Annotated in this window: 21 protein-coding genes; 17 read left to right on the top strand and 4 right to left on the bottom strand. The window is 37.5% G+C overall.

All coding sequences use genetic code 11. The features are described from left to right. Window positions 1-114: 114 nt before the first annotated feature. Entirely contained in the window at window positions 115-2481 is a 2367-nt protein-coding gene (locus tag MT391_RS12555) for an AsmA family protein (RefSeq protein WP_499498329.1), read from the bottom strand. Window positions 2482-2941: 460 nt separating this feature from the next. Here MT391_RS12555 and MT391_RS12550 point away from each other — a divergent pair, with 460 nt between their 5' ends. Further along, window positions 2942-4048 carry an endonuclease/exonuclease/phosphatase family protein gene (locus MT391_RS12550; RefSeq protein WP_499498328.1) on the top strand — a complete coding sequence of 369 codons (1107 nt, stop codon included), beginning with the start codon at window positions 2942-2944 and terminating at the stop codon, window positions 4046-4048. A gap of 116 nt (window positions 4049-4164) precedes the next feature. Here the strand turns inward: MT391_RS12550 and suhB are convergent, their stop codons facing one another. Then, a complete protein-coding gene (suhB, locus tag MT391_RS12545) occupies window positions 4165-4953 on the bottom strand; it encodes an inositol-1-monophosphatase (protein WP_299665491.1) in 789 nt (262 codons plus the stop codon). A 213-nt stretch (window positions 4954-5166) separates the two neighbouring features. Here suhB and trmJ point away from each other — a divergent pair, with 213 nt between their 5' ends. The 14 genes from trmJ to MT391_RS12475 all read left to right on the top strand — a co-directional run bounded on the left by trmJ (window position 5167) and on the right by MT391_RS12475 (window position 18773). After that, on the top strand, window positions 5167-5925 hold the full coding sequence (gene trmJ / locus MT391_RS12540; RefSeq protein WP_499498326.1) for a tRNA (cytosine(32)/uridine(32)-2'-O)-methyltransferase TrmJ: 759 nt from the start codon (window positions 5167-5169) through the stop codon (window positions 5923-5925). A gap of 120 nt (window positions 5926-6045) precedes the next feature. Further along, a complete protein-coding gene (iscR, locus tag MT391_RS12535; RefSeq protein WP_028868611.1) occupies window positions 6046-6522 on the top strand; it encodes a Fe-S cluster assembly transcriptional regulator IscR in 477 nt (158 codons plus the stop codon). 17 nt (window positions 6523-6539) lie between these two features. Then, complete coding sequence (locus tag MT391_RS12530; RefSeq protein WP_166370615.1) at window positions 6540-7754, top strand: IscS subfamily cysteine desulfurase; 1215 nt, start codon at window positions 6540-6542, stop codon at window positions 7752-7754. Window positions 7755-7800: 46 nt separating this feature from the next. After that, the gene (iscU, locus tag MT391_RS12525) at window positions 7801-8181 is read left to right on the top strand and encodes a Fe-S cluster assembly scaffold IscU (RefSeq protein ID WP_028868609.1); all 381 of its coding nucleotides are present in this window, start codon (window positions 7801-7803) and stop codon (window positions 8179-8181) included. A gap of 70 nt (window positions 8182-8251) precedes the next feature. Then, window positions 8252-8575 carry an iron-sulfur cluster assembly protein IscA gene (iscA, locus tag MT391_RS12520; protein ID WP_166370613.1) on the top strand — a complete coding sequence of 108 codons (324 nt, stop codon included), beginning with the start codon at window positions 8252-8254 and terminating at the stop codon, window positions 8573-8575. Window positions 8576-8666: 91 nt separating this feature from the next. Continuing rightward, window positions 8667-9176 carry a co-chaperone HscB gene (gene hscB / locus MT391_RS12515; RefSeq protein ID WP_499498324.1) on the top strand — a complete coding sequence of 170 codons (510 nt, stop codon included), beginning with the start codon at window positions 8667-8669 and terminating at the stop codon, window positions 9174-9176. Window positions 9177-9208: 32 nt separating this feature from the next. Then, window positions 9209-11077, top strand: a complete 1869-nt coding sequence (gene hscA, locus MT391_RS12510) for a Fe-S protein assembly chaperone HscA (RefSeq protein WP_499498323.1) — start codon at window positions 9209-9211, stop codon at window positions 11075-11077. 31 nt (window positions 11078-11108) lie between these two features. Beyond that, window positions 11109-11447, top strand: a complete 339-nt coding sequence (gene fdx, locus MT391_RS12505; protein ID WP_166370607.1) for an ISC system 2Fe-2S type ferredoxin — start codon at window positions 11109-11111, stop codon at window positions 11445-11447. A gap of 72 nt (window positions 11448-11519) precedes the next feature. Next, the gene (iscX, locus tag MT391_RS12500; RefSeq protein ID WP_166370605.1) at window positions 11520-11720 is read left to right on the top strand and encodes a Fe-S cluster assembly protein IscX; all 201 of its coding nucleotides are present in this window, start codon (window positions 11520-11522) and stop codon (window positions 11718-11720) included. Window positions 11721-11777: 57 nt separating this feature from the next. Beyond that, window positions 11778-13076 (top strand): aminopeptidase PepB, encoded by a 1299-nt coding sequence (pepB, locus tag MT391_RS12495; protein ID WP_499498321.1) that lies wholly within the window; start codon window positions 11778-11780, stop codon window positions 13074-13076. A 483-nt stretch (window positions 13077-13559) separates the two neighbouring features. Continuing rightward, window positions 13560-13982, top strand: coding sequence for a hypothetical protein (locus MT391_RS12490; protein WP_499498319.1), 423 nt, complete (start codon window positions 13560-13562; stop codon window positions 13980-13982). 316 nt (window positions 13983-14298) lie between these two features. Then, entirely contained in the window at window positions 14299-17343 is a 3045-nt protein-coding gene (gene ydiJ, locus MT391_RS12485) for a D-2-hydroxyglutarate dehydrogenase YdiJ (protein WP_499498318.1), read from the top strand. 122 nt (window positions 17344-17465) lie between these two features. Beyond that, window positions 17466-17894 carry a hotdog fold thioesterase gene (locus tag MT391_RS12480; RefSeq protein WP_166370597.1) on the top strand — a complete coding sequence of 143 codons (429 nt, stop codon included), beginning with the start codon at window positions 17466-17468 and terminating at the stop codon, window positions 17892-17894. Window positions 17895-17933: 39 nt separating this feature from the next. Continuing rightward, window positions 17934-18773 (top strand): CvfB family protein, encoded by an 840-nt coding sequence (locus tag MT391_RS12475; RefSeq protein ID WP_299665522.1) that lies wholly within the window; start codon window positions 17934-17936, stop codon window positions 18771-18773. A 240-nt stretch (window positions 18774-19013) separates the two neighbouring features. On the opposite strand, the gene MT391_RS12470 is transcribed toward MT391_RS12475, so the two are convergent. Beyond that, window positions 19014-20648, bottom strand: a complete 1635-nt coding sequence (locus MT391_RS12470) for an FMN-binding glutamate synthase family protein (protein ID WP_499498317.1) — start codon at window positions 20646-20648, stop codon at window positions 19014-19016. A gap of 242 nt (window positions 20649-20890) precedes the next feature. Then, complete coding sequence (locus MT391_RS12465) at window positions 20891-21511, bottom strand: LysE family translocator (RefSeq protein WP_499498315.1); 621 nt, start codon at window positions 21509-21511, stop codon at window positions 20891-20893. A gap of 605 nt (window positions 21512-22116) precedes the next feature. Between MT391_RS12465 and MT391_RS12460 the strand changes: the two genes are divergently transcribed. Beyond that, window positions 22117-22749, top strand: a complete 633-nt coding sequence (locus MT391_RS12460) for a hypothetical protein (protein ID WP_205962992.1) — start codon at window positions 22117-22119, stop codon at window positions 22747-22749. A gap of 601 nt (window positions 22750-23350) precedes the next feature. Then, complete coding sequence (locus MT391_RS12455; protein WP_499498313.1) at window positions 23351-24610, top strand: NupC/NupG family nucleoside CNT transporter; 1260 nt, start codon at window positions 23351-23353, stop codon at window positions 24608-24610. Window positions 24611-24628: the final 18 nt, after the last annotated feature.

Raw genomic sequence — 24628 nt, 5'->3', positions numbered from 1 at the left:
ATTTTTTTGAACTAAATATGGCAGGAAAAAGGCAAAAAAATAGCTGAGACAGTTTTCTGTATCAGCTATTTTTATTAAGGCTTGAAGGTGACCAATAGATGGTCATAAACAAAGTTAGTTAAATAAACCTTTTAATGTTTTCTCTAAATCTTTTGCTTCTTCTTTTAAGTCACCCTTGGATATTTTTTTACCTGAAAGAATGTCTTTTGCTTTATCTTTGATGACTTGTTCTGCTTTATCTTTTACCGCTTTTTTAGTTGCGTCTATTTGCGCTTTTAATGCGCCTTCAGTATCTAAAGCAAAGGTTGGTTTTGCGAAAGTCCCTTTGATACGCAATGGTATAGAGATGCCATTTAGATCCACATAACTGGTACTTTCATCTGTTTTCGATAATGGTGTCACACCTAATTTATAGTCGATCGTTTGCTCAATAGTATTGGCAATGCCGGTACCATCTAAACGAATAACAGGAGATAACATGGTCAGTTTTTGATTATTAGCAATACCTTTTTCTAAGGTAAAGTCACCTAATAATGAAGCAAAATCTGTTTTCTTAACCAGTTTATCCGGTGCAATTGTTTTACCTTGTATTTTTGCTTTTAAAACACGTATTTCGTGAGAAAGGTTAATCCCATATAATTCTCCATCGAGTATTTTAAAGTCACCTTTGGCAACTATACCTTGTTGAATTTTGCTTGCTGTTAAACCTTGCCCACTAGCGACTAAGTTCATACTTGCATTACCACTTAATAGATCTACCTTGGCTGCATCTTTCAATAGTTGTATTAATGTTATATTGCTAATACTGGTTGTGGCTTTGTATGTGTTTTTACCACCGCTTTCATCAACCCAAGCATCAATATTTAATGAACCATCATAGAGTTTTGCAGTTAACGGTTTAAGCGTTGCTCTGCCATCTTTTACGGTTAAGTTATTGGTGATTTTACCGATTTTTATATCTTGATAAAGTACGCCAGCAATACTTAAATCACCTTTAATATCCAAGGTTTTTAGACTGCTTAAGTCAGGCTCAACTTCTTTTTCTGTGGTTGGTGCTTTTTCACCTGTGTTACCAGACTCTGTTGTTGTACTTGAAGCCAAATAGGGATTTAAGTCCCATACATTACCTTTCAAGTTATAACGGATAACAGGCACCGCTTGTTGGATGAAGCTTAATTCTCCGCCTAACTCTATATCATTAACTGTTGTTTGCAGCTTATTAAGGTTAAGTTTTTGCTTGGCAAGATCGTAGTTGATTTCACTGCTAATAGTACTGTTGATTTTTTCTTTACTGATGCTTGGGGCATTCAATTCACTGATCATTTTGAATTGATTAATTATGATTTTCTCAAAATTACTGACATTCATTTGTTTAAATGAAAGGTTCACATTGCCCTGTATTTGCTCACCTGTGATTTTATTTTTAAGTTCAAACTTATCTATCGTCGCTGTTTTTTTATTGATATCAGCTGCCAGATTTGTTTGTAAGTTAGTTTCTAACTTATTATTTTCTAGACTGCTGCCGGTTAAACTGCTGGTCATGATCAGTTTGCCCAGAGTGAGTTGGCTAAGGTCTTTAATATTAATATCACTACTGTTGATATAAATATCGCCTTCCAAGAATGACCCTGAAAATTGATTATTAATGGTGATAGCTTTGATATCTAATTGCTTGTTGCCAACTTGGTATTTTAAACCACTTTTAAATTTGGTATTTAAGGCGCTACCTGATAATGCGTCTGCAAGTACGTCACTTTCAATGGTTAAGTTAGTGAGTTCAACAACACTTAATGCGGCATCCACAAATAGATCTGTTTCTAATGATATATCTGCTTCAACTTGTGCATTTTTTAGGGTGCTGTTTAAGCTGAAATGAGCTGTTTGATCAAAAGCAAACTCGCTCAGTGTCATGCTATTAATGTCAACTTCCTGTGTTTCACTTTTTTGGTGGTCGATCACCTTTAATTGCGCATTAGTGATATTCAAGCCAGACAGTACAAATTGCGACAGATCTAAGGGAGCTGATGATTCGCTAGGCTCTTCTGTCGATATTTCTTCTTCTGGTGCGTTAACAGTTTGTGTTGCTTCTTCAGGTTGTAAGTTATCTAGATTTGATAAACCATCTTTATTGGTGATTAAGTTAAATTCGACACCATCTAAGATAATTTCGCCAACTTCTAATTTTCCTTTTAATAAAGGTAATACGCTGATAGAAATTGCAGTTTCTTTGACGTTTAATAGTGTCTTTTCTTTAAACTCTGGGCTATTGAATAGGGTAATTTGACCACTTTGGAAACCTAATAGAGGGTATAAACTCCAACTTAAATCGCCTGCGATGACCAAATCTCTATTTACTGACTTCTTAACTTGATCTTGAATCTGCTGTTTGTAATCATTAGGGTCAATGAAAGTGACAACAATAATGACGATTAATAATAAAAGCACAATCAAAGCTGCTGCTATCTTTAAAAATAATTTCATTAAACATATCCTCTTTAGGGAAGTGGTATTGATTGAATAAAGCATAGTGTAATGGGTTAAGCCGATATGATCATCATTTGATTATTTATTAGTGCTAAACTTGTGCGATTAATGAGCAGTTTTTTGTAAATAGTTGCATCTAATAGGTTTTTTGTGTCGTATTAGTCCGATATCTTTATAAGGCTTATTTTTACGCGCAATGTTTCCAAATTGTCATTCACTTACTATTTGTCATGCAGTTGTTAATTATATTGATGACTTATAGCCTTTTATATTGGTACTTATACCCATTTATATAGGGCTTAATTTTTGACTCTGGTTGCGCACTCATTGTTCCAGTTTCTGCCTTATTCACTAAGTTCAAAACTTCTTCTGCGCAGAGGTTATTTATAGCAATTATCGTAAAAGTTATTCACATTGTGCGATACTGCTGCCAATGATTATTAATAATGAGGATTTTGTGTCAAATAACTCTGTACCAATACCTAGTATAAGTGAAGCCTGCTCACTGCTACCTAATTCCAAGGTAAGTAATGAAGTGGCATATACAAAGATTAAAGTGGCGACCTTTAATCTCTTCAATTATTTAGCACCACCTGATGCTTTCTATGATTTTGACCGTATTTATTCCGCACAGCAGTGGCAAAAAAAGCAACAATGGATAACAACCTATTTAACAACACATGAGCCAGATGTGATTGGCTTTCAGGAAGTTTTTAGTGTCGAGTCGTTGCAGGCGTTAGTAAAAGAGGCGGGCTACCAATACTTTGCTGTGATTGATCAACCGACTGTGATAGATGATTTTATCTATCGTGATCCTGTGGTTGCTTTAGCCAGTAAATTTCCAATTAAAGTTATTTCTACCGTTGCTGTCGATACTGAACTTGCTCTGAAATTAGGATTAACAGCCGACTTTAGTTTTAGTCGCAAAGTGTTAAGAGCTACCGTTGAATTGCCTCATATAGGTGACAGTGATTGTTATGTGGTGCATTTTAAATCAAAACGAGCATCTTGGCAGGCACAAGTAGATAAATTAACCTCATTAGAAGGTAATGTGCTTGAGCAGTTTAAAGCACAAGTTGCAGGAGGGTGGGCGTCCTCTATTCAACGTGGTAGTGAAGCAACATTATTAATGATGAAAATGTTAGAGAGACGTGCAAAAAAGGGTAATGCGATGATATTGATGGGAGACTTTAATAACCCATTAAGCGATGGTATTTTAGCGCACTTAGTAACCCCGAATTTACTTTTTAATAATGACCAAACGCAGCAAAAGCTAGTCAAGTTTTATACGTTACGAGATGCCTGGGACTTATATAAAGACAATCATTCAGCTGATACTAAAGTACTGTTAACACGTGCCGCCACCCATTATTTTGGGCAAGGTAGTTCAGTGTTAGATTATATTTTATTATCCAGTGAGTTTGATGCTGCAGATCAATCCAGTTATTTCGAAGTAAGTGATTATATTAATACGGACAAACATTTAATTAATCCAAGTTTTGATATCGATGGAGAAAGCACTGACCATGCTGTGGTAAGTATTACGTTAACATTGCGTCAATAAATGAACGCTATCGGATTGGCGTCTTTTTAATGCAAAAAGCCAGAACAATTTGTTCTGGCTTTTTTAATCTAATGGTTGTTCTTTTTTGTTTTTTATAACAAATGAAAGACGATTGATTAAGCGTTATGCTTACGAATAACCGTTAACATTTCTTTTAAAAGTTTTGGATTAGCTGCAACAACATCACCTGATTTAAAGTAATCATTGCCACCGTTAAAGTCAGTCATCATAGCGCCAGATTCTTTTAATAATAATTCGCCAGCCGCGATATCCCAAGGTTTTAAACCAAATTCCCAGAAACCGTCCATACGACCAGCAGCAACGTAAGCTAGGTCAAGTGCAGCACTACCGCCACGACGCATATCAGCAACATCCTTAAAGAAATCTTGGAAGATGTTTAAGTACGTTTCTATGTTGTATTTTTGTTTGAACGGGAAACCTGTTGCTAACAAAGTACCGGTTAATTTTGGCACTGTGCTAGTACGTGTACGGTAACCATTGATTTGTGCGCTTTGGCCACGAGCTGCTGAGAATAATTCATTGCGGATAGGATCAAAAACAACGCCGACTTCAGTACGACCTTTGATTTTTAATGCAATTGAAACGGCAAAATGAGGAATACCGTGAATGAAGTTTGATGTCCCATCTAGTGGGTCAATAATCCATTGGTGATCGGTGTCTGCACCGTTATCAATACCTGACTCTTCAGCAATGATACTGTGGTCTGGGTATGATTTACGTAATGTACCAATAATTGCTAATTCAGCTTCTTTATCAACGCTGCTTACATAGTCGTTAAGTGATTTTTCTTCAACTTCAACAGACTCTAAATTTTCATAACCTTTTACAATTACTTTACCCGCATTACGCGCAGCACGAATCGCAATATTTAACATTGGATGCATAGGATCACCATTAGATTTTAAAAGAACATGAAGGGAGATTCCTTCGGCGCGAAATTATACACAGGTCACATAATTGTGCAATATTTTAATTGCTTGAAAATTCATCTATTAAATGGAGTTTTAGTTTAAAATGGCCAATTACAGTGGTTTAGTTGTTATACAAACAGTGCTAAACTTTGCGCTCAAAAATTTACTCTTCACGAAGGAAAAACGATGCTAGACAACGTTCGCATTATATTAATTGGTACCTCTCACCCTGGCAACATTGGCAGCGCTGCTAGAGCAATGAAAACAATGGGCTTGACTGATTTAGTGTTGATCGATCCTGAATGTGAAATCGATGGTAAATCGGTTGCTCTTTCAGCTGGTGCCAGCGATGTATTAAAAAATCATAAAGTCTATAAAACACTCGATCAAGGTATCGAAGATTGTGGATTGGTCGTTGGTGCAAGTGCTCGCCCTAGAACCCTTGATTGGCCTATGTTAGACCCAAGAGAAATGGGTGTTAAAGTGGCGAGCGAAGGGAAGAAACACAAAGTGGCATTAGTGTTTGGTCGTGAAAATAGTGGTTTAACCAATGATGAACTTCAGAAGTGTCATTTTCATGTGTTTATTCCTGCAAATCCAGACTATAGCTCACTCAACTTAGCAATGGCCGTTCAAACATTAAGCTATGAAGTACGAATGGCATTTTTAGCCTCAGAAGCATTTCCTGAGGTTGTCGAGGAGTACCCAAGAGCTGCTGACTTCGAAGGTATGCTGGAACACTTACAAAAAACATTGTTTCAAATCGGCTTTATCGTACCCGCTCATCCAGGCTTGGTGATGGATAAGTTACGTCGTTTTTTGAATCGTGCCCGTCCTGAAATCAATGAGTTAAGAATGCTTAGAGGTATTTTTAGTAGCATGCAAAAATCCATAGAAAGTGCAGAAAAAGATGTGCTAAAAGATGCAAGCATCAACAAAAAATAAAACCTACTAAAGTGTAGGGCTTTTTACTTGACTAAAATTGTCAGGTATTTATACTAAGTGCATTAAGTCATTCGTTTTAACCGATATGGTTGTAAAACACTTATTATAGCGAACTCTACTATGAAATTAACTTCAAAAGGCCGTTATGCGGTCACTGCGATGCTAGATGTTGCAATAAAAGAGCACAATGGCCCAGTGCCCCTTGCTGAGATCTCTGAGCGCCAAGGAATATCGCTTTCTTATCTGGAGCAATTATTTTCAAAGCTTAGGCAAAAAGAGCTGGTAAGTAGTGTGCGCGGCCCCGGTGGCGGTTATAAGTTGGGCAAAAGCAAGTCAGAGATTTCAGTGTCAATGATTATTGATGCCGTAAATGAAAGCGTTGATGTGCGTAAATGCTCAGGTAAAGGTGGTTGTCAAGAAGATGGCGTACAGTGCTTGACGCATTCTTTATGGGAACAATTAAGTACCAGAATTAGTTCATTTTTAGACGGCATAACATTAGATGAATTAATGGCTAGTGAACATGTACAGCATGTTTCTGAACAACAAAATAATAAATTTACTAATAACGAACTGCTTAATATTATCTCTAAATAAGGGCAGTGGAGAAAAAAATGAAATTACCGATTTATCTTGATTATTCAGCAACTACCCCCGTTGATCCTCGTGTTGTTGAAAAAATGGTGCAGTATTTATCAGTAGATGGCGACTTTGGTAACCCAGCGTCACGTTCTCACCGTTTTGGTTGGCAGGCTGAAGAAGCCGTTGATATTGCTCGTGAGCAAATTGCCGACTTATTAAATGCAGATTCTCGTGAAATAGTTTTCACATCAGGCGCTACTGAATCAAATAACCTTGCAATTAAAGGTGCTGCACATTTTTACCAGAAAAAAGGTAAACATATTATTACCGCTAAAACTGAGCATAAAGCCGTTTTAGATACTTGTCGTCAATTAGAGCGTGAAGGTTTTGAAGTTACTTACCTTGACCCAAAAGAAGATGGCATCGTAACACCTGAACAATTAAAAGAAGCATTACGTGACGACACGGTATTAGTAAGCTTGATGCATGTGAATAACGAAATTGGTGTTATTCAAGACATTGCAGCATATGGTGAATTATGTCGTGCCAATAAGACTATTTTACACGTGGATGCAGCACAAAGTGCCGGTAAAATTGAAATTGACGTACAAAAAATGAAAGTGGATTTAATCTCTTTCTCTGGTCATAAAATTTACGGTCCTAAAGGTATCGGTGCATTATATGTTAGCCGTAAACCGCGTATTCGTTTAGAAGCACAAATGCATGGTGGTGGGCACGAGCGTGGTATGCGCAGTGGTACATTAGCAACGCATCAAATTGTAGCAATGGGTGAAGCATTCCGAATCGCAAAAGAAGAGATGGCAAGCGAAAACGAACGTGTTCTAGCATTACGTAATCGTCTATTAAATGGCGTTAATGATATGGAAGAAGTGTATGTGAACGGTTCGTTGGAAAATCGTGTTGCAGGCAATATTAATATCAGCTTTAACTATGTTGAAGGTGAGTCATTAGTAATGGCACTGAAAGACTTAGCTGTTTCTTCTGGTAGTGCGTGTACTTCTGCGAGTTTAGAGCCTTCATATGTTTTACGTGCAATTGGTCGCGATGACGAATTAGCACATAGTTCAATCCGTTTTAGTATTGGCCGTTTCACTACTGAAGCTGAGATTGATTACGCTATTAAAATTATCCGTGAAAACATCGGCCGTTTACGTGATATGTCGCCGTTATGGGATATGTACAAAGAAGGTATCGACATAAACAGTATTGAATGGTCTCATCATTAATCAATACCGACGTAAACACTATTAAAAGAATATAAGGAATACAATCATGGCTTATAGCGAAAAAGTAATCGACCATTATGAAAATCCACGTAACGTTGGTTCATTTGATAAAGATGATAAAAGCGTTGCAACGGGTATGGTTGGCGCACCAGCTTGTGGTGACGTAATGAAGTTACAACTTAAAATTGATGCCAACGGTATCATCGAAGACGCTAAGTTTAAAACTTATGGTTGTGGTAGTGCAATTGCTTCTAGCTCATTAGTCACTGAATGGGTGAAAGGTAAATCATTAGAAGAAGCTGGAAAAATTTCTAACACTGAAATCTCTGCAGAGCTTGCTTTACCTCCTGTAAAAATTCATTGTTCTATTCTTGCAGAAGATGCAATTAAAGCGGCAATTGAAGATTACAAAAGTAAAAATGCTTAAAAAACATAGCTAAGTGATAGTGTTGTGCTATCAATTAGCGTGTTTATGAATTAAATAAACGGAGTCGATTTTGGCTATTACACTGACAGAACCTGCTGCAAAGCATGTATCAAATTTTTTAAAAAACCGTGGTAAAGGCCTAGGCTTACGGATCGGTGTTAAAACTTCAGGCTGCTCTGGAATGGCTTATGTACTTGAGTTTGTAGATGTTCTAAACGACGATGATGAAATGTTCACCGACCAAGGTGTCAATATTATTGTTGATAAAAAAAGCTTACTTTATTTAGATGGTACTGAGTTAGATTTTGTTAAAGAAGGTCTTAACGAAGGTTTTGAATTTAACAATCCTAATACCAATGGTGAATGTGGTTGTGGTGAAAGCTTTAGCGTATAAAAAACGCAAGTCTCGATATTATTGAAGTCTGACTAATACACTAGTATGGTCGGACTTTATTGTTTTATTATTATCAAGTTAGGAAATCGTTTTGGACTATTTTGATTTATTTTCTCTACCTGTTGAATTTTCTGTCGATCAAACTCGGTTATCTCAAACTTACCGTGACTTACAAAAACAATTCCATCCAGATAAATTCACCATGCAAGATGATCGCACGCGCCTGCAAGCTATGCAAAAAAGCACAGAAATTAATGATGCTTTTCAAACCTTAAAAGACAGTTGCTTGCGTGCTCAGTACATACTGAAATTGAGTGGGTTAGATATTGAATTAGAACAGCGTACCCTTCAGGATACTGGTTTCTTAATTCAACAAATGGAGTGGCGAGAAAAAGTTGCTAACTTCACCGAAGATGATGAACAAGCAATAGAAGAGTTCAATCAAGATATCTCTGCTTTAGTTAAAGGTTTAGAAGCAGAAATTGAAACTGCATTACAAGCAGAACAATTAGAAACTACGGCAAACCTTATCCGCAAATTAAAATTCATGCTAAAACTTCAAGTTGAGCTTGAGTTATTAGAAGAAAAATTATTCGATTAGTAATACTCGAAAAATAATAGGATTATCAACGCATGGCATTACTTCAAATTGCAGAACCTGGTCAATCAGCAGCACCCCATCAACATAAACTCGCAGCGGGTATTGATTTAGGTACCACCAATTCATTAGTCGCTACCGTGCGCAGCGGTGAAGCAACAACGCTTGAGGATATTGAGCAGCAAGATATGCTGCCATCAGTCGTTAACTATGCTTTATCTGCAGAAAATACGCCGCAAGTTTTAGTTGGTAAAAGCGCTTTAGAAAAATCGGTAAGTGATCCTCTTAATACCTTAGTGTCAGCAAAACGCTTAATGGGTAAGTCTTTGGCTGACCTAGATCAAACACATCTTCCCTATGAATTTTCTGCTCATGAAAGTGGCTTAGCACAAATCAATACCATATGCGGCCCTATCAATGCAGTACAAGCTTCTTCTGAAATACTTAAAGTGTTGGCACAACGTGCAACAGAATCTTTACAAGGTGACTTGAGTGGGGTGGTTATCACAGTACCTGCTTATTTTGACGATGCACAACGTCAAGGTACAAAAGATGCCGCTCGTTTAGCCGGTTTACATGTATTACGTTTGTTAAATGAACCCACTGCTGCCGCTATTGCCTACGGGTTAGACTCAGGTAAAGAAGGTCTGATTGCTGTCTATGACCTAGGTGGCGGTACCTTTGATATTTCAGTTTTACACTTACATAAAGGTGTTTTTGAAGTATTAGCTACGGGTGGAGACTCTGCATTAGGCGGCGATGATTTTGATGCTGAAATTGCAAAATGGATCCAAGTACAAGCGGGGATTGAAGGTAAAGTTTCTCCTCAGGTACAGCAGGAGTTATCAAAAGTTTCTCGCGCAGCTAAACAAGCACTTTCCGATGCAGATCAAGTTGACATTGCATTGCAACAAGCTGGTTGGACTGGCACGTTAAGTAAAGATGTTTTTGAAACCTTAATTGCTAAATTAGTTAAGAAAACAGTACGTGCGTGTAAACGTGCATTAAAAGATGCCAATGTTGTACTTGAAGACGTGGTTGAAGTGGTCATGGTGGGCGGTTCAACCCGAGTACCATTAGTACGTTCAGCTGTTTCTGAGTTCTTTGGTAGAACATTATTAACCAGTATTGATCCGGATAAAGTAGTGGCCATTGGTGCGGCTATTCAAGCTGATATTTTAGTGGGTAACAAACCTGATTCTGAAATGTTATTACTTGATGTTTTACCGCTATCCTTGGGATTAGAAACGATGGGAGGACTCGTCGAAAAAGTGATCCCTCGTAATACGACTATACCCGTAGCGCGTGCACAGGAATTTACTACTTTTAAAGATGGCCAAACGGCTATGATGATCCACGTATTACAGGGTGAACGAGAATTAGTCAGTGATTGTCGTTCTTTAGCTAAATTTGTATTAACTGATATTCCGCCAATGGCCGCGGGTGCAGCACATATTCGTGTTACGTTCCAAGTGGATGCTGATGGGTTATTAAGTGTGACTGCGATGGAAATATCATCGGGTGTTCAGGCTTATATTGAAGTCAAACCAACTTACGGCTTAAGCGATGAGCAGGTAATGACGATGTTGTCCGATTCAATGACATTTGCGGAAAAAGATATTCAAGCCCGTATGTTAGTTGAGCAACAGGTTGAAGCTAAACGCGTCGTTGAAAATTTACAAGCGGCAATGAAAAAAGATGGCGAGCAATTACTTAATGAGCAAGAGTATGAACAAATAACGATAGCAATTGATGCATTAATTACTCTCTCTGATGGCGATGATATCGATGCGATTAAAGAAGCTATTAAAGCAATCGATAAATTAACGGACCACTATGCAGAGCGCCGTATGGATGTATCAATCAAAGCTGCTTTAACGGGTCATACCGTTGACGAAATTTAAGCTAAATTCAATAAATTAGAAAGGTTTTAAGATGCCAAAAGTTATATTTTTACCGCATGCAGAGTTGTGTCCAGATGGTTTGGTTGTTGAAGCAAAGGATGGCGAAACCATTTTAGATGTGGCTTTAAAGAATAAAATTCATATTGAACATGCCTGTGAAAAATCATGTGCTTGTACAACTTGTCATGTCATTGTACGTGAAGGCTTTGATTCATTAGAAGAAAGTGATGAATTAGAAGATGATATGCTAGATAAAGCATGGGGCCTTGAGCCTGAGTCTCGCTTAGGTTGTCAAGCGTGTTTACATGGCGAAGACTTAGTAGTTGAAATTCCAAAGTATACGGTTAATATCGTGTCGGAAGGGCATTAATTTTTATCTAATAAATTAAACTAAAGTTAATGATTAAATTTTTGTTGTCGTATTATTTTTAGGAGCGCTGAAATGAACTTAAAATGGATAGACTCTTTAGATATTGCATTAGCGTTAATTGATAAATATCCAGAGCAAGATCCGCTAGCAATACGCTTTACAGATTTACGTGATTGGGTATTAGCTTTAGAGGAATTTGATGATGACCCTGAACATTGTAGTGAACGTATTTTAGAAGCAATTCAACTTTGTTGGATTGATGAAAATGATTAATGTAATCAATTAATAAACGCGAGCCTAGGCTCGCGTTTTTGCCAATTAAGGAATCTTATGAGCCAGCCATTTTTAGTTAATTTATCTGATCAAAAAGCGCATCCAATTTGGGGGGAGAGCGCTCTTTTATCTTTTGATCAGCAACAAGCGACGATACATATTGATTATATCAATGATGTTTTATCACAGGTACAAAGTGCAGCGCGTAAATTAGATAATATGTCATTACCCAATATAAAATTAACTGGAGAGCAGTGGAATTCTGATTTGTGTTGGGCATTTTGCCAAGGTTTCTATAATGCAAAAACAGGCGCTAACGTTGAATTTCCTGAATTAGATGATGAAGCAATTAGTGCGCTAAAAAACAAAAAATTAATCAGCGAATGGGTTAGAGAAACTATCAATCTAGGGCCTGCATTAGTTACTCCTGAAGTGTTGTGTGAAAAAGCGTGTCTATTATTAGAACAAGTTTGTGCTGATAAAGTGCCTTTAAAATACAAACTGATTTTTGGTGAACAACTCAATGCCGATGGTTATGTTGGTATTTATGAGGTAGGTAAAGGCAGTACTAATATGCCATGCATGTTGCAACTGGATTACAATCCAAGTGGAGATCAAGATGCGCCCGTTGATTTTGCGTTAGTGGGTAAAGGGATCACTTTTGATTCTGGTGGTTACAGTTTAAAACCAAGTGCATCTATGGCTGCCATGAAAAGTGATATGGGCGGCGCAGCAACAGTCACTGGTGCTTTAGCATTAGCAGCTGCCAATGGTTTACAAAAGCGCGTTAAATTGTATTTATGCTGTGCAGAAAATATGGTGAGTGGCACAGCCTTTAAACTAGGTGATGTAATTAATTATAAAAATGGTGTTAGCGTTGAAGTGTTAAATACTGATGCAGAAGGGCGTTTAGTGTTGGCCGATGGTTTAATTGCCGCACAAGAAGATGGTGCAAAGCTGATCATCGATGCAGCAACGTTAACAGGTGCGGCTAAAGCGGCTGTTGGGCGTGATTATAACTGTATTCTAAGTATGGACGATGAGTTCACTGAGTCTGCATTAGAAGCTGCAAAAGATAGCAATGAAAAATTATGGCGTCTACCACTAGCCCCTTTCCACTTGCAACAAATTAGTTCTGCATTTGCTGATATTGCCAATATTCATAGTGGCGGAGAAAGCATGGCAGGCGCTTCTACCGCAGCTGCATTCCTTGCTAAGTTTGTTGAAAAACCTGAGCAGAACTGGGTTCACTTTGATCTGTCTGGTAGTTACCAATTGGCTGCAAACGGCCTATGGTCTGTTGGTGGCAAAGGGCACGGAATTGAAACAATCAGTACTCTTTTATTAAAAGATTAGTTAACGTTTCTTGACTTGCTTTGGCTTGAAGCTGTAATTGCAAGCCAATGAAATAAAAGCCAATATCTTGTGCGAGGTATTGGCTTTTTTCGTTTTAAGACTCATATTTTTTGGGGCTTAAATATCGTTAATGTAAGTTATCCCTACCCCATTAAGACTGCGAATAATTATTGCACAGGAAAAATGAGCCAATTTAAAGTAGTCATGCGTAAAAAGTTGTTCTCTTTGCAAAATATCTAACGCAGAAAAGATGCATTTTAATCAGCAAGATTGAGCTACTATTTAGCGGAATCGATATCAAATATCTAACCAAATAAGCTGCGCGCATTTGTAAGAGTAAAAATGTCAAAGTTATTTAATATTTGTCATTGAATATTGATAATTTTTTTTTGACGCGTGGAATCTGCTTTAAAAGTACGTATAATGCGCGTTAATTTTAGGTATTTAACCTACATTAGTATTATTTAAGTGAGAGACGTGATTATGGTCAGTAAAGCATTGATTTTAATGTTCAGTATGTTGTATTTAGCGGGCTGTTCATCGGTTTCTATTGGTCCTATTGAGGCAGGGGAAGACAGTTATGTTATAAGCAAACAGCCTGCGACTTTTTCAAGTGAAGAAGATGATTTATTAGCCTCTATTCTGGCACAAGCAAACGCTTATTGTTTAGAGAAAAAGCTTAATATGGAAGTTAAACATCTCAATGAATACACCGGATTTTTTGGTAATGATACCAAAACAACCTTAGTTTTTGCTTGTTTGAGTGAAAAGAATGAAACCTATCAGCCTATTGCTCCCGTGGTTATTGCAACGCCCGTTGCGCCAGTTCAACCAACTACGCCGGTTCCTGAGCCAGAAGAACCTAAATTTTTTCCACAGGAAAAGTTAACTAACTACGCTTTTTAAATTGTTTTAGGGTTTAAGCTTTGGAACTTTTTATTTATTGTTTTTTATTAAGCACCTTAATATAAATTCGAGGTGTTTAATAATAGAACCTTTCCAGAGGCTCTAATCTAAGCCTCTGACTTAGTTATTTTAATGCACTGAATTTAGCATAAATGATTAATCTAGCGAATATCAACACCACTCCCAGCCCCATAAATAGGCAATAATTTTAATAGTAAAACTCCTATTTTATCATCTGTTTTACGGTTATTTATGCTATTATCTGAAGCTATTTTTTATCCCCCGTATATCATTAATAGATTAGAGCGTTTTACACATGATCCCAAATTTAAACCATCAAGAGAATATCAAGCAGGATACTTTTGCGTTTATCAAAGCATTAAGCGAAAGTGATTATGCAGGTGAAATTGCAAAAAGTTATGCTAGCCGCTTAGCTGTTGCAACGGATAACAGTGTTTATCAATGCCTTCCGCAGGCAGTTATTTACCCTAAGTCGACGCAAGATATTATTACCCTTTGCCAACTTGCCCAACAATCCGAATTTGCAGATATACGCTTTTCACCGCGCGGTGGTGGTACGGGAACTAACGGTCAGTCTCTGACTAATGATATTGTTTTAGATTTATCTAAGCATATGAATAACATCCTTGAGATCAATCCTAAAGGAGGTTGGGTTCGAGTACAAACTGGCGTTGTGAAGGATCAATTAAATGATTATTTAAAACCGCATGGTTTATTCTTCTCCCCAGAGCTCTCAACGAGTAATCGTGCAACGATTGGCGGTATGATCAGTAATGACGCATCGGGACAAGGGTCTTTGGCTTACGGTAAAACCAGTGACCATGTTTTAGCATTAACTTCGGTCCTTATTGACGGTAGTTTATTAAAAAGTAAACCTTTGGCCGCGGTTGATTTGATAGAGCAAGTCGAACGAGAAGACTCAATAGGTGCGATTTATCGTCAGGTTATCGAAACTTGTGAATCTCAGCAGGACAATATTGAAAACACTTTCCCTAAGTTAAATCGTTTTCTAACCGGTTATGATTTAAAGCATGTTTATGACCATGAATCTGGCACTGTGGATTTAACGCGTATTTTATGTGGAGCGGAAGGCTCTTTAGCTTTTATTACTGAAGCAACATTACATGTACAACCTATTCCTACTTATCGTACGTTATTCAATATTAAATATGATAGTTTTCAATCTGCATTACAAAATGCGCCTTTTTTAGTTAAAGCGGATGCATTATCTGTAGAAACAGTTGATTCAAAAGTTTTAAATTTGGCAAAACAAGATATTGTATGGCATAGCGTAAAAGACCTCATTACCGATGTGCCAGGACAAGTATTAGATGGTATTAATATTGTTGAATTTGCTGAATCGGATCAAACCATACAACAACAAAAAATTGATGCGCTTATCGTGATGCTGGACGGTTTAATTAGCAATAAAGAAGCGGGTGTTATTGGTTATCAAATTTGTAGTGATTTAGCAGATATTAATAAAATTTACGGTATGCGTAAAAAAGCGGTTGGGTTATTAGGTAAAGCAGATACTCGTGCTAAACCCATTCCATTCGCTGAGGATACTTGTGTTCCTCCAGAAAATTTAGCGCCTTATATCAATGAATTTCGCCAATTGTTAGATGACAATGGATTACATTATGGCATGTTTGGTCATGTTGATGCTGGTGTATTGCATGTTCGCCCAGCCTTAGATCTTTGTGATCCTGAACAAGAAAAGCTGATGCGTGAAATTTCAGATAAAGTGGTGGCATTAACGGCTAAATATAAGGGCCTGATGTGGGGTGAGCATGGTAAAGGGTTTAGAAGTGAATACGGCCCTGAATTTTTTGGTGAAGTGTTATTTAATGAGCTGCGAAAAATTAAAGCTGCTTTTGATCCAAATAATAGAGTTAATCCAGGTAAAATTTGTACCCCTTTAAATTCAACTGAACAGTTAGTGAGTGTTGACGCGGTTAAACGAGGCACATTCGACCGTCAAATCCCGATTGAAGTACGAGAAAGTTATTCGCAAGCACTTGATTGTAATGGTAATGGATTGTGTTTTAACTACGATACAAAATCGCCAATGTGCCCCTCGGTTAAAGTCACTAAAGATCGTGTACATTCACCTAAAGGCCGTGCTGGTCTAATGCGTGAATGGTTACGTCAATTAGCGAATAATGACATTGATGTATTAGCATTAGAAAGTGACCTTTATGCGGGTAAAAATGCCAGTATTTTCACTAAGTTTAAAAATACCTTAGCTAAACGTAACGGCGAATATGATTTCTCACATGAAGTGATGGAGGCAATGCAAGGTTGTTTAGCATGTAAAGCATGTACGTCCCAGTGTCCTATACAGGTGGATGTCCCGACGTTCAGGTCACGCTTCATTCACTTGTATCACGATCGCTATTTACGTCCTGTTAAAGACTACCTAGTCGCTTATGTTGAGCTATACGCGCCGATAATGGGCACTATGCCGAGATTTTTTAACTTCTTCACTGGGTTAAAAGTCACTTCGACTTTAACGGAGAAAGTAGTGGGTATGGTAGATATTCCACAACTCTCTACACCGACTCTAAAATCTACATTAAATCAACATGATATTACTGAGTTTGATTTAACTAAATTACAGGCATTAAGTGCAACTGAGCGTGAAAACTATGTGTTAATAGTACAGGACCCGTTCACTACTTATTATGATGCCGATGTGGTTCGTGATTTAATACTCACGGTCAAAAAGCTTGGTTATAAGCCAGTATTACTGCCTTTTAAACCAAATGGTAAAGCGCAGCATATTAAAGGCTTTTTGGGTCAATTCGCTAAAACAGCTAAAGACTCGGCCGCATTTTTGAATCAAATGGCTGAGCTGTCTATCCCTATGGTTGGTACTGACCCTGCAATGGTGCTTTGTTACCGTGACGAATATAAAAAAGCGCTAGGTAATGAGCGTGGTGAATTTAATGTTCAACTGTTTCAAGAATGGTTAAAACCACGTTTGAAGGGGAATGTTAAACCTGCTAGTAATGCAGACTTTTACTTATTAGGACATTGTACTGAAAAAACTGCAGAGCCAATGGCGGGCAATGATTGGGTGACGATTTTTAAACATTTTGGCGGTTCATTATCAGAAGTTGCAGTTGGATGTTGTGGTATGGCTGGTACTTACGGCCACGATGCAGGTAAACTAGCTGATTCAAAAGCAATTTATAGCTTAAGTTGGGAAGCTGAAATTGCTAAACGAGAACGTGCTCAATGCTTAGCAACTGGATATTCCTGTCGTAGCCAAGTTAAACGTATTGAGGGCGAAACACTAAAGCACCCAGTACAAGCTTTATTAAGTTTATTATAAATAACCTCAGTGCTAGATTTAAATAAAAAGGCACTTTTGTTATCTAGGATTGAGATAAAACATTAACGTTAAATGATAGCTAATATAATCACCAATAAATAATAGTTAATCTAAGGGGCACGATGAGTATTTGGAAGAAAAGCACTGATTTAGCTCGATTAAATGCAATCAGTAAAGATACGATTATTGCACTATTAGGTATTGAATATACTAAAATTGGTGACAATTTTATTGAAGCAGTTATGCCTGTTGATACACGAACACATCAACCTCATGGTTTGTTACACGGCGGCGCATCAGTTGTGCTTGCTGAAACACTCGGTAGTGTGGCTGCTAATTTAGTAGTTGCAGATGACAAGGTTTGTGTTGGCTTAGAAGTTAATGCTAATCATGTTAGAAGTATTAAAAAAGGCACTGTGACAGGGACTGCAACGGCGGTCCACATTGGTTACAGTACGCAGATTTGGCAAATAGAAATTTGTAATGAGCGCCAACAGTTAATCTGCACCTCACGATTAACTGTAGCGGTTATTGATAAACCCAAACAATAAACACCTCATACAATGAGGCGTATTTAAAAAGAGAGAATTATGATTAAAGTAGGCACTTATAACGAACTTAAGATCGTTAAAGAAGTGGATTTTGGCCTGTATTTAGATGCAGGTTCTCATTTAGGTGAAGTTTTATTACCTAAACGTTACGTCACTGAAAGTATGCAAATAGGGCAAACTATTTCAGTATTTTTATATTTTGATTCTGAAGACCGTTTGATCGCGACGACACAACATGTAAAAGCGATGGCGGGTGAATTTGCGTCATTAAAAGTAGTCGATACAAACCGCGCAGGTGCATTTTTAGATTGGGGCCTACCAAAAGATTTGTTAGTGCCATTCAATCAGCAGAAAGTAGCTATGAAAACGGGCTTAGGATACATAGTCTATGTATACCAAGACGATATCAGTGAGCGACTATTAGCTTCGTCTAAGTTGGATCGATTTTTAGATAAAGTGCCTGCAAACTATAAAGTGGGTGAAAAGGTTGATTTATTGATTGCAGATCGTACCGACATTGGCTTTAAAGCGATTATTAATAACTTACATTGGGGCGTTATTTTTGAAAGTGATGTGTTCGGTGATTTGGGTATTGGCAAAAAATGTAAAGGTTACATCAGACGTATTCGTGAAGATGGCAAAATTGACCTGAGTTTAACGCAAACTGGTTATGCAAAAATGGACGGATTGTCAGATCGTATTTTATTAACCATGAGACAACACGATGGATTCTTGCCATTATCAGATAAAAGTAGCCCTGAGCAAATTGCGAAAATTTTAAAAATGAGCAAGGGCAACTTTAAAAAGGCAATAGGTCAGTTATATAAAAATGGCGATATAGTGATTGCTGATAACGGCATTACTGTCTCTAATAAATAATCACTTTTTATAGCGGCCTGATGTTTGCACTGATTTTGCAACACTGGCGACGTCTGTTGTTGGGGCAGGTGGTTAATATTAAAGAAAAGCGCTGAGGCGATTTTTTGTTTGAAGTGATGTAGTAAAAAAAGGGAATACTAGTCCAGCTAGTAACCTGAGCATTGCTATTCATTAAACAGAGTATTTCTGTGTAGCATCACTTTTACCCAGTAATTACCTACTGGGTAAATTCCATTAATTTTAGCTAAGTTCCGGTGATTTCAATATAAATAAGTCATCGGCATAAAATCGCTCTGCACTACTTGCTTGCCACCATTGTTGCCAACACTTGTTGAGATCTTTATTTTCTATTAATGCATTTAATGTCAGTGGTTTTGCAAAGCTATTGACGGATATTTGACCGCCATTGGATGTGCGTTGCTTGATCATCTGAGGAATCAGTTTGGTAGGATCGTCTAGCCCCATACTACCCACCAGTTCAAAAAAACTAGCCATGGTATTGGTATGATAGTTTTTAACTCGTTCACTTTTTACTGCTATATCGAGAGCTTCAGATCTTGCTTGATCCTGTGTCGCAACTCCCGTTGGACAAAGGTTAGTATTACAATGTCTGGATTGGATACAACCTAATGCTAACATCATGGTTCGTGCCGCATTAACAAGGTCAGCCCCAGCTGCTATTTTAGCTAGTAGATCAAAACTAGACGCTGTTTTGCCAGAGGCAATAATCTTGATTTTGTCGCGTAATCCAACTCCTATTAAGGCATTATTAACGACACTAATTCCCTCTAAGCATACTAAGCCTAATCTATTTGAGAATTCAACGGGCGCGGCTCCTGTTCCACCTTCTGCACCATCAACAGTAATAAAGTCCGGCGTAATGCCGGTTTCTATCATTGCTTTACAGATACTGAGAAACTCCGCTGGATTGCCGACGCATAATTTGAATCCGACAGGTTTACCACCACTCAATTCACGTAATTGCTGAACAAAATTTAATAGCGCTTTAGGTGACGTGCATTCAGGATTAACAGCAGGTGAAACACAATCGTGATCTTTTGATATCTGTCTAATACGTGCAATTTCATCGGTAATCTTTGCCTTAGGTAATACCCCTCCGTGGCCAGGTTTTGCACCTTGAGAAAGCTTTATTTCAATCATTTTTATTTGTGTTAGTGAGGCTGTTTTTGTAAAACTGTCTGGGTTAAATCGACCATTTTCATCACGGCAACCAAATAAGCCAGAGCCAATTTGCCACACAATATCACCGCCATGTTTAAGGTGATAAGGGCTTGCTGCACCTTCACCTGTATTATGGTAACACCCTGCTTTTTTAGCACCTAGGTTAAGTGCTTCAATTGCATTGGGGCTTAGTGAGCCAAAGCTCATAGCAGAAATGTTGAAATATGATGTGGAGTAGGGTTGTTTGCAGTTTGCTTCTCCTATCAACACCCGCTTAGCGTCGGGTTTGACATGAGCAGGAGACAGTGAATGCCATAAGCTTAAATAATTATCTTCCATCAAATTGCGTTGGGTACCAAAAGCAATGGTATCGCGTTGGTTTTTAGATCGTTGATAAATAAGCGTGCGTTGTTCTCGGTTAAAGGGCATCTCTTCGGTGTCATTGGCTATAAAATACTGTTGAATTTCAACTCGGTAAGATTCTAGAAAATAGCGTAAATAGGCAACAACGGGATAAAGACGATTGAGTGTGTGCGGGCTACGAAAAATATCGTAGAGACCAATAGCAGTATATGCCAATGTAAATAGAAGTATGATCAAACTAAATACATTTTGAGTCTGCGTATAAAAGTAGACTGCTGAAAAATTACCAAGAGAGGCAATCAGCCAAAGCACTTTTTGCATTATGGTCATAGATTATTCCTATATGTATGAGGGGCAATTAACTTTAATAGCGAACTATAAAGCCAACTGAAACTAAGTTAAGTTGGCTAAGTATAAAGTATCTATCTAGGACGTTGCTATTTAAGGCTGTTTATTGGTTCGAAAATGTTAATTAAAACCACTAAACTATATTTTTAGCCTCAAACTAGCAGCAGTATTAAATAGTTAAAATATTAGTAAGTTATCTATATACCAATTATCCACCTAACTACTTAACTGACCACTAGCCATAATGCGACAAACATCATCATTGAACCGGCGATGCGGTTTAATATTTTTACGCTGCTTTGCTGTTGTAATAGATGGCGTAACGTTTTGCCACCCGTTGCATAAAGCAACATACAAATTAACTCAAAACATAATATTACGGCAATCAATTGGGAGGCTTGCGGTAATAACGCACTATCTGGATTAATAAAAGGAGGCAATAAAGAGATCATGAATGCCCAACCTTTAGGGTTCGCAATTGCTGTAATGAACCCTTGGCTTATTAGTGCGCTTCGCTTAATTGCTTGGTTATCGACGGGAGTGGAGGGGATCGCCATTTTACCGCGCGAGCGCCACATTTGAATACCTAGATATAATAGATACACACCACCTGCATATTTAAGGATTAAAAATAAGTTTGGTCTTGCTAATAATAGGGTAGCGACACCTATTAATGCTGATAATGCGACTAAACCAACACCAACTAATTCGCCCATCATCATCCATAAACTACGGCGAATACCAATCGTCATACCTAACGTCATTGCAAGTGTCATGCACATCCCTGGCGTGATAGAAACGGCAAAAAAAGTAGGAATAAATAAAAGCAGTAAATTGTTATCCATAAATATCTCGAACATATATTGAGGAGGTTAGTCGTAAATAGAATGACCCGTGTATTTTTTAAGTGATGTTTATTACCAAGATTGTACTTTAATCAGTAACTGAAGTCCTGCATAAATAATTGATTTAAAGCTTAAATGTTTGTTATTTTTTTCAGTAGAGCGCTCAACTTAACTATCCGCGATTACGTTGTTATTAGGTCATTAAATCGCTTTTTTTGTTAAATGATTCACCAAATCAGCTAGCTGATTAGGTTCTTTACTCACTTTGTATCTCGAAATATAAAAAAACCGACAATTTCCTCAAGCTTATTTGATTCTTATCGCATTATATTTTTAATCAGTCTCTACACTAACTATTACTTATTATTAGTTTTAGCAAAATTGAGTCGCTAGTTTGCTATTTTGAGCTAACACAGGAGTGTGCAGCTAATAAAAAGTGCCCAAAGATAATGGATACGATGGGCTTAGGCGATGAAGTGATTATTTCGGTTATTTACCAATATCTACAATCAACATATGGATTGGTAAGGGACCAAAGTACTTCAGTCGCACTATTAATCAAGGGCTTATATTAAAATAGAAGCTTAAAAAGGGAGGTTTGAATTATGATTGAATCAATCTTGAGAGATTGGGTTGAATGGTTTGGTTACTTTGCGTCATTGGTTGTATTAATTTCTCTTACTATGACCTCGATTATTAAATTACGTTTTATAAATCTTATCGGTTGTTTACTGTTTGCTACTTTTGCTTATTTCATTGACTCATGGCCTACCTTGGCGATGAATCTTGGCATCGCTGCGATTAACTTGTACTTCTTATATGGCATCTATTCCACTAAAGAACAATTTAAAATAGTGTCAACTAACATTGACTCAGAGTTTTTGTGGCACTTCATTCGTCATAATGAACAACAAATAATGATGCAAAGTTCTATTCAGCAGCTGTGCCAAGCGAATCAGGTTTTTTATCTACTGAGAGACAACAATATCGCTGGTTTATTGATTGGAACCGTTAAAAAAGATGGTTGTTTTGATATCTATTTAGACTATGTGCTACCACGTTATCGGGATTATAAATTAGGCGCTTATTATTTTAAAACTCATCGCCATTTTTTAAAGGAAAAAGGTGTTAAGTCTCTAAATGTGACGGTTTTAGATCCTGTGCATCAGGACTATTTAATTAAAATGGGTTTTACTGTGGATCCTGCTAATAATGCTCACTTCCAAAAAGTGTTATAGCTAGCCTCTGCTGGAGATTAATTTGGAGGTTAAGTTGGAGAATAAGTTGAAAGTTAAGCTCTAAATTAACCTCAAGATAAGCAAGGCGATTCAGCACAGTTAATTCTGTGGGTTCCTGTGCTAATCTATCTTCCAATAAGCCGTTATTGGTTTGATAGTTTGCCTTGAACTGTACGAATTAACCATGCTGATATATTCAAACTTAACGTGTTTAGATTTAAATATTAAAAATAGATTAAAATCATAAAAACGTTCTTTTCCGTTATTCCGAATTGAGGCTAAATAACCTCAATTTTTTCCCAAGCTTGTTCTCATTGAGCTGCCGAACTGTTAAGCCATCTATCAATGCCTGATAAGGTTTTAAAAATAGCTGATGTAATTTGTTTAGCTATCAACAGCACTGTTATATAATTATGATGTGAATTTAGGCATTGAAAAATCTAAGCTGTTATTTTGGTGATCATCAAAATGAACAGAGTTTTATGCTTAGCGGAATATCAAATTTATTTTTTAACACACTTTCGAGTGTGTTTTTTTATATCAATTTTTATGACTTAAATGTTGAATTCGCCCCGCATATAAGTGAAGAATGGAGAAACTTGTGGAAATACTGTTTGGATTTGTTGGCCTATTTTGCTTGATAGCGATTGCCGTGATGTTTTCAAGTGATCGTCATGCTATCAACTTTAGAACAGTCAGTGGAGCATTTATATTACAAGCATTTATTCCTGCATTAGTGATCTTTACGCCATGGGGGGCTAATTTTCTACAGGCGATGTCCGCTGCGGTTCAGGGTGTTATTGATAGCGCCAATGCTGGAGTTAGCTTTTTATTTGGTGGTTTAGTCTCGGGGAAAATGTTCGAAATCTTTGGTGCTGGCGGTTTTGTTTTTGCCTTTAGAGTCTTGCCTATTATCATTTTCTTCGCCTCATTGATGGCGGTGCTTTATTACCTAGGTATTATGCAGGTAATTATTAAAATTTTCGGCGGTTTTTTACAAAAAGTATTAGGTACCAGTCGCAGTGAGTCAATGTCTGCTGCGGCTAATGTTTTTGTTGGGCAAACGGAAGCACCATTGGTCGTTAAACCTTATATTAAAAATATGACTCGTTCTGAACTGTTTGCTGTTATGTGTGGTGGGTTAGCATCCGTAGCGGGATCTGTATTGGTAGGGTATGCGTCGCTAGGAGTGAGTTTAGATTACCTTATTGCCGCTTCGTTTATGGCTGCGCCCGGTGGTTTATTAATGGCAAAACTGCTTGAACCTGAAACAGAAAAAACCAAAATTGATTTTGATGAAGTTGAGTTACAAGATGAAGATAACCTTGCTCAACCCGTTAATGTGATTGATGCTGCGGCAAGTGGTGCTGCTTCAGGTCTTAAGCTTGCTCTTAATGTAGGTGCTATGCTGATCGCTTTTATTGCACTGATTGCTTTAATTAACGATATTTTGGGAGTTGTTGGTGGTGTGATTGGTATACAAGCATTAACCTTAGAATCTATTTTAGGTTATTTGTTTGCTCCAATCGCTATTATATTGGGGATCCCATGGTTTGAAGCACTAGAAGCAGGAAGTTTATTGGGGCAAAAGTTAGTGGTTAATGAATTTGTCGCTTATATCGAATTTATTAATGTGCGAGATATACTCAGCGAACATACACAGGTTATTTTAACCGTCGCATTATGTGGTTTTGCTAATTTGTCATCAATGGCTATATTGTTAGGTGGCTTGAGTGTTATTGCGCCTAGCCGTCGTGCTGATATTGCACGTCTAGGTCTAAAGGCAATATTAGCTGGTACGTTATCTAACTTTATGAGTGCGACATTGGTAGGTATTTTCTTTGCATTGAGTATTATTTAGTAGCGACCGAATAGAGCC

This window comes from Vibrio sp. 1-Bac 57 (assembly GCF_037546855.1).
Taxonomy (GTDB): Bacteria; Pseudomonadota; Gammaproteobacteria; order Enterobacterales; family Psychromonadaceae; genus Psychromonas.
The sequence above is the reverse complement of the archived record's forward strand: the minus strand, read 5'-3'. Positions and strand labels throughout refer to the sequence as shown.

Excerpts from the sequence above, each read along its gene's own strand:
- MT391_RS12555 (WP_499498329.1), bottom strand. The coding sequence starts at position 2,481 with ATGAAATTATTTTTAAAGATAGCAGCAGCTTTGATTGTGCTTTTATTA.
- suhB (WP_299665491.1), bottom strand. The coding sequence starts at position 4,953 with ATGCATCCAATGTTAAATATTGCGATTCGTGCTGCGCGTAATGCGGGT.
- trmJ (WP_499498326.1), top strand. The coding sequence starts at position 5,167 with ATGCTAGACAACGTTCGCATTATATTAATTGGTACCTCTCACCCTGGC.
- iscR (WP_028868611.1), top strand. The coding sequence starts at position 6,046 with ATGAAATTAACTTCAAAAGGCCGTTATGCGGTCACTGCGATGCTAGAT.
- MT391_RS12530 (WP_166370615.1), top strand. The coding sequence starts at position 6,540 with ATGAAATTACCGATTTATCTTGATTATTCAGCAACTACCCCCGTTGAT.
- iscU (WP_028868609.1), top strand. The coding sequence starts at position 7,801 with ATGGCTTATAGCGAAAAAGTAATCGACCATTATGAAAATCCACGTAAC.
- hscA (WP_499498323.1), top strand. The coding sequence starts at position 9,209 with ATGGCATTACTTCAAATTGCAGAACCTGGTCAATCAGCAGCACCCCAT.
- fdx (WP_166370607.1), top strand. The coding sequence starts at position 11,109 with ATGCCAAAAGTTATATTTTTACCGCATGCAGAGTTGTGTCCAGATGGT.
- iscX (WP_166370605.1), top strand. The coding sequence starts at position 11,520 with ATGAACTTAAAATGGATAGACTCTTTAGATATTGCATTAGCGTTAATT.
- pepB (WP_499498321.1), top strand. The coding sequence starts at position 11,778 with ATGAGCCAGCCATTTTTAGTTAATTTATCTGATCAAAAAGCGCATCCA.
- MT391_RS12490 (WP_499498319.1), top strand. The coding sequence starts at position 13,560 with ATGGTCAGTAAAGCATTGATTTTAATGTTCAGTATGTTGTATTTAGCG.
- ydiJ (WP_499498318.1), top strand. The coding sequence starts at position 14,299 with ATGATCCCAAATTTAAACCATCAAGAGAATATCAAGCAGGATACTTTT.
- MT391_RS12480 (WP_166370597.1), top strand. The coding sequence starts at position 17,466 with ATGAGTATTTGGAAGAAAAGCACTGATTTAGCTCGATTAAATGCAATC.
- MT391_RS12475 (WP_299665522.1), top strand. The coding sequence starts at position 17,934 with ATGATTAAAGTAGGCACTTATAACGAACTTAAGATCGTTAAAGAAGTG.
- MT391_RS12470 (WP_499498317.1), bottom strand. The coding sequence starts at position 20,648 with ATGACCATAATGCAAAAAGTGCTTTGGCTGATTGCCTCTCTTGGTAAT.
- MT391_RS12465 (WP_499498315.1), bottom strand. The coding sequence starts at position 21,511 with ATGGATAACAATTTACTGCTTTTATTTATTCCTACTTTTTTTGCCGTT.
- MT391_RS12460 (WP_205962992.1), top strand. The coding sequence starts at position 22,117 with ATGATTGAATCAATCTTGAGAGATTGGGTTGAATGGTTTGGTTACTTT.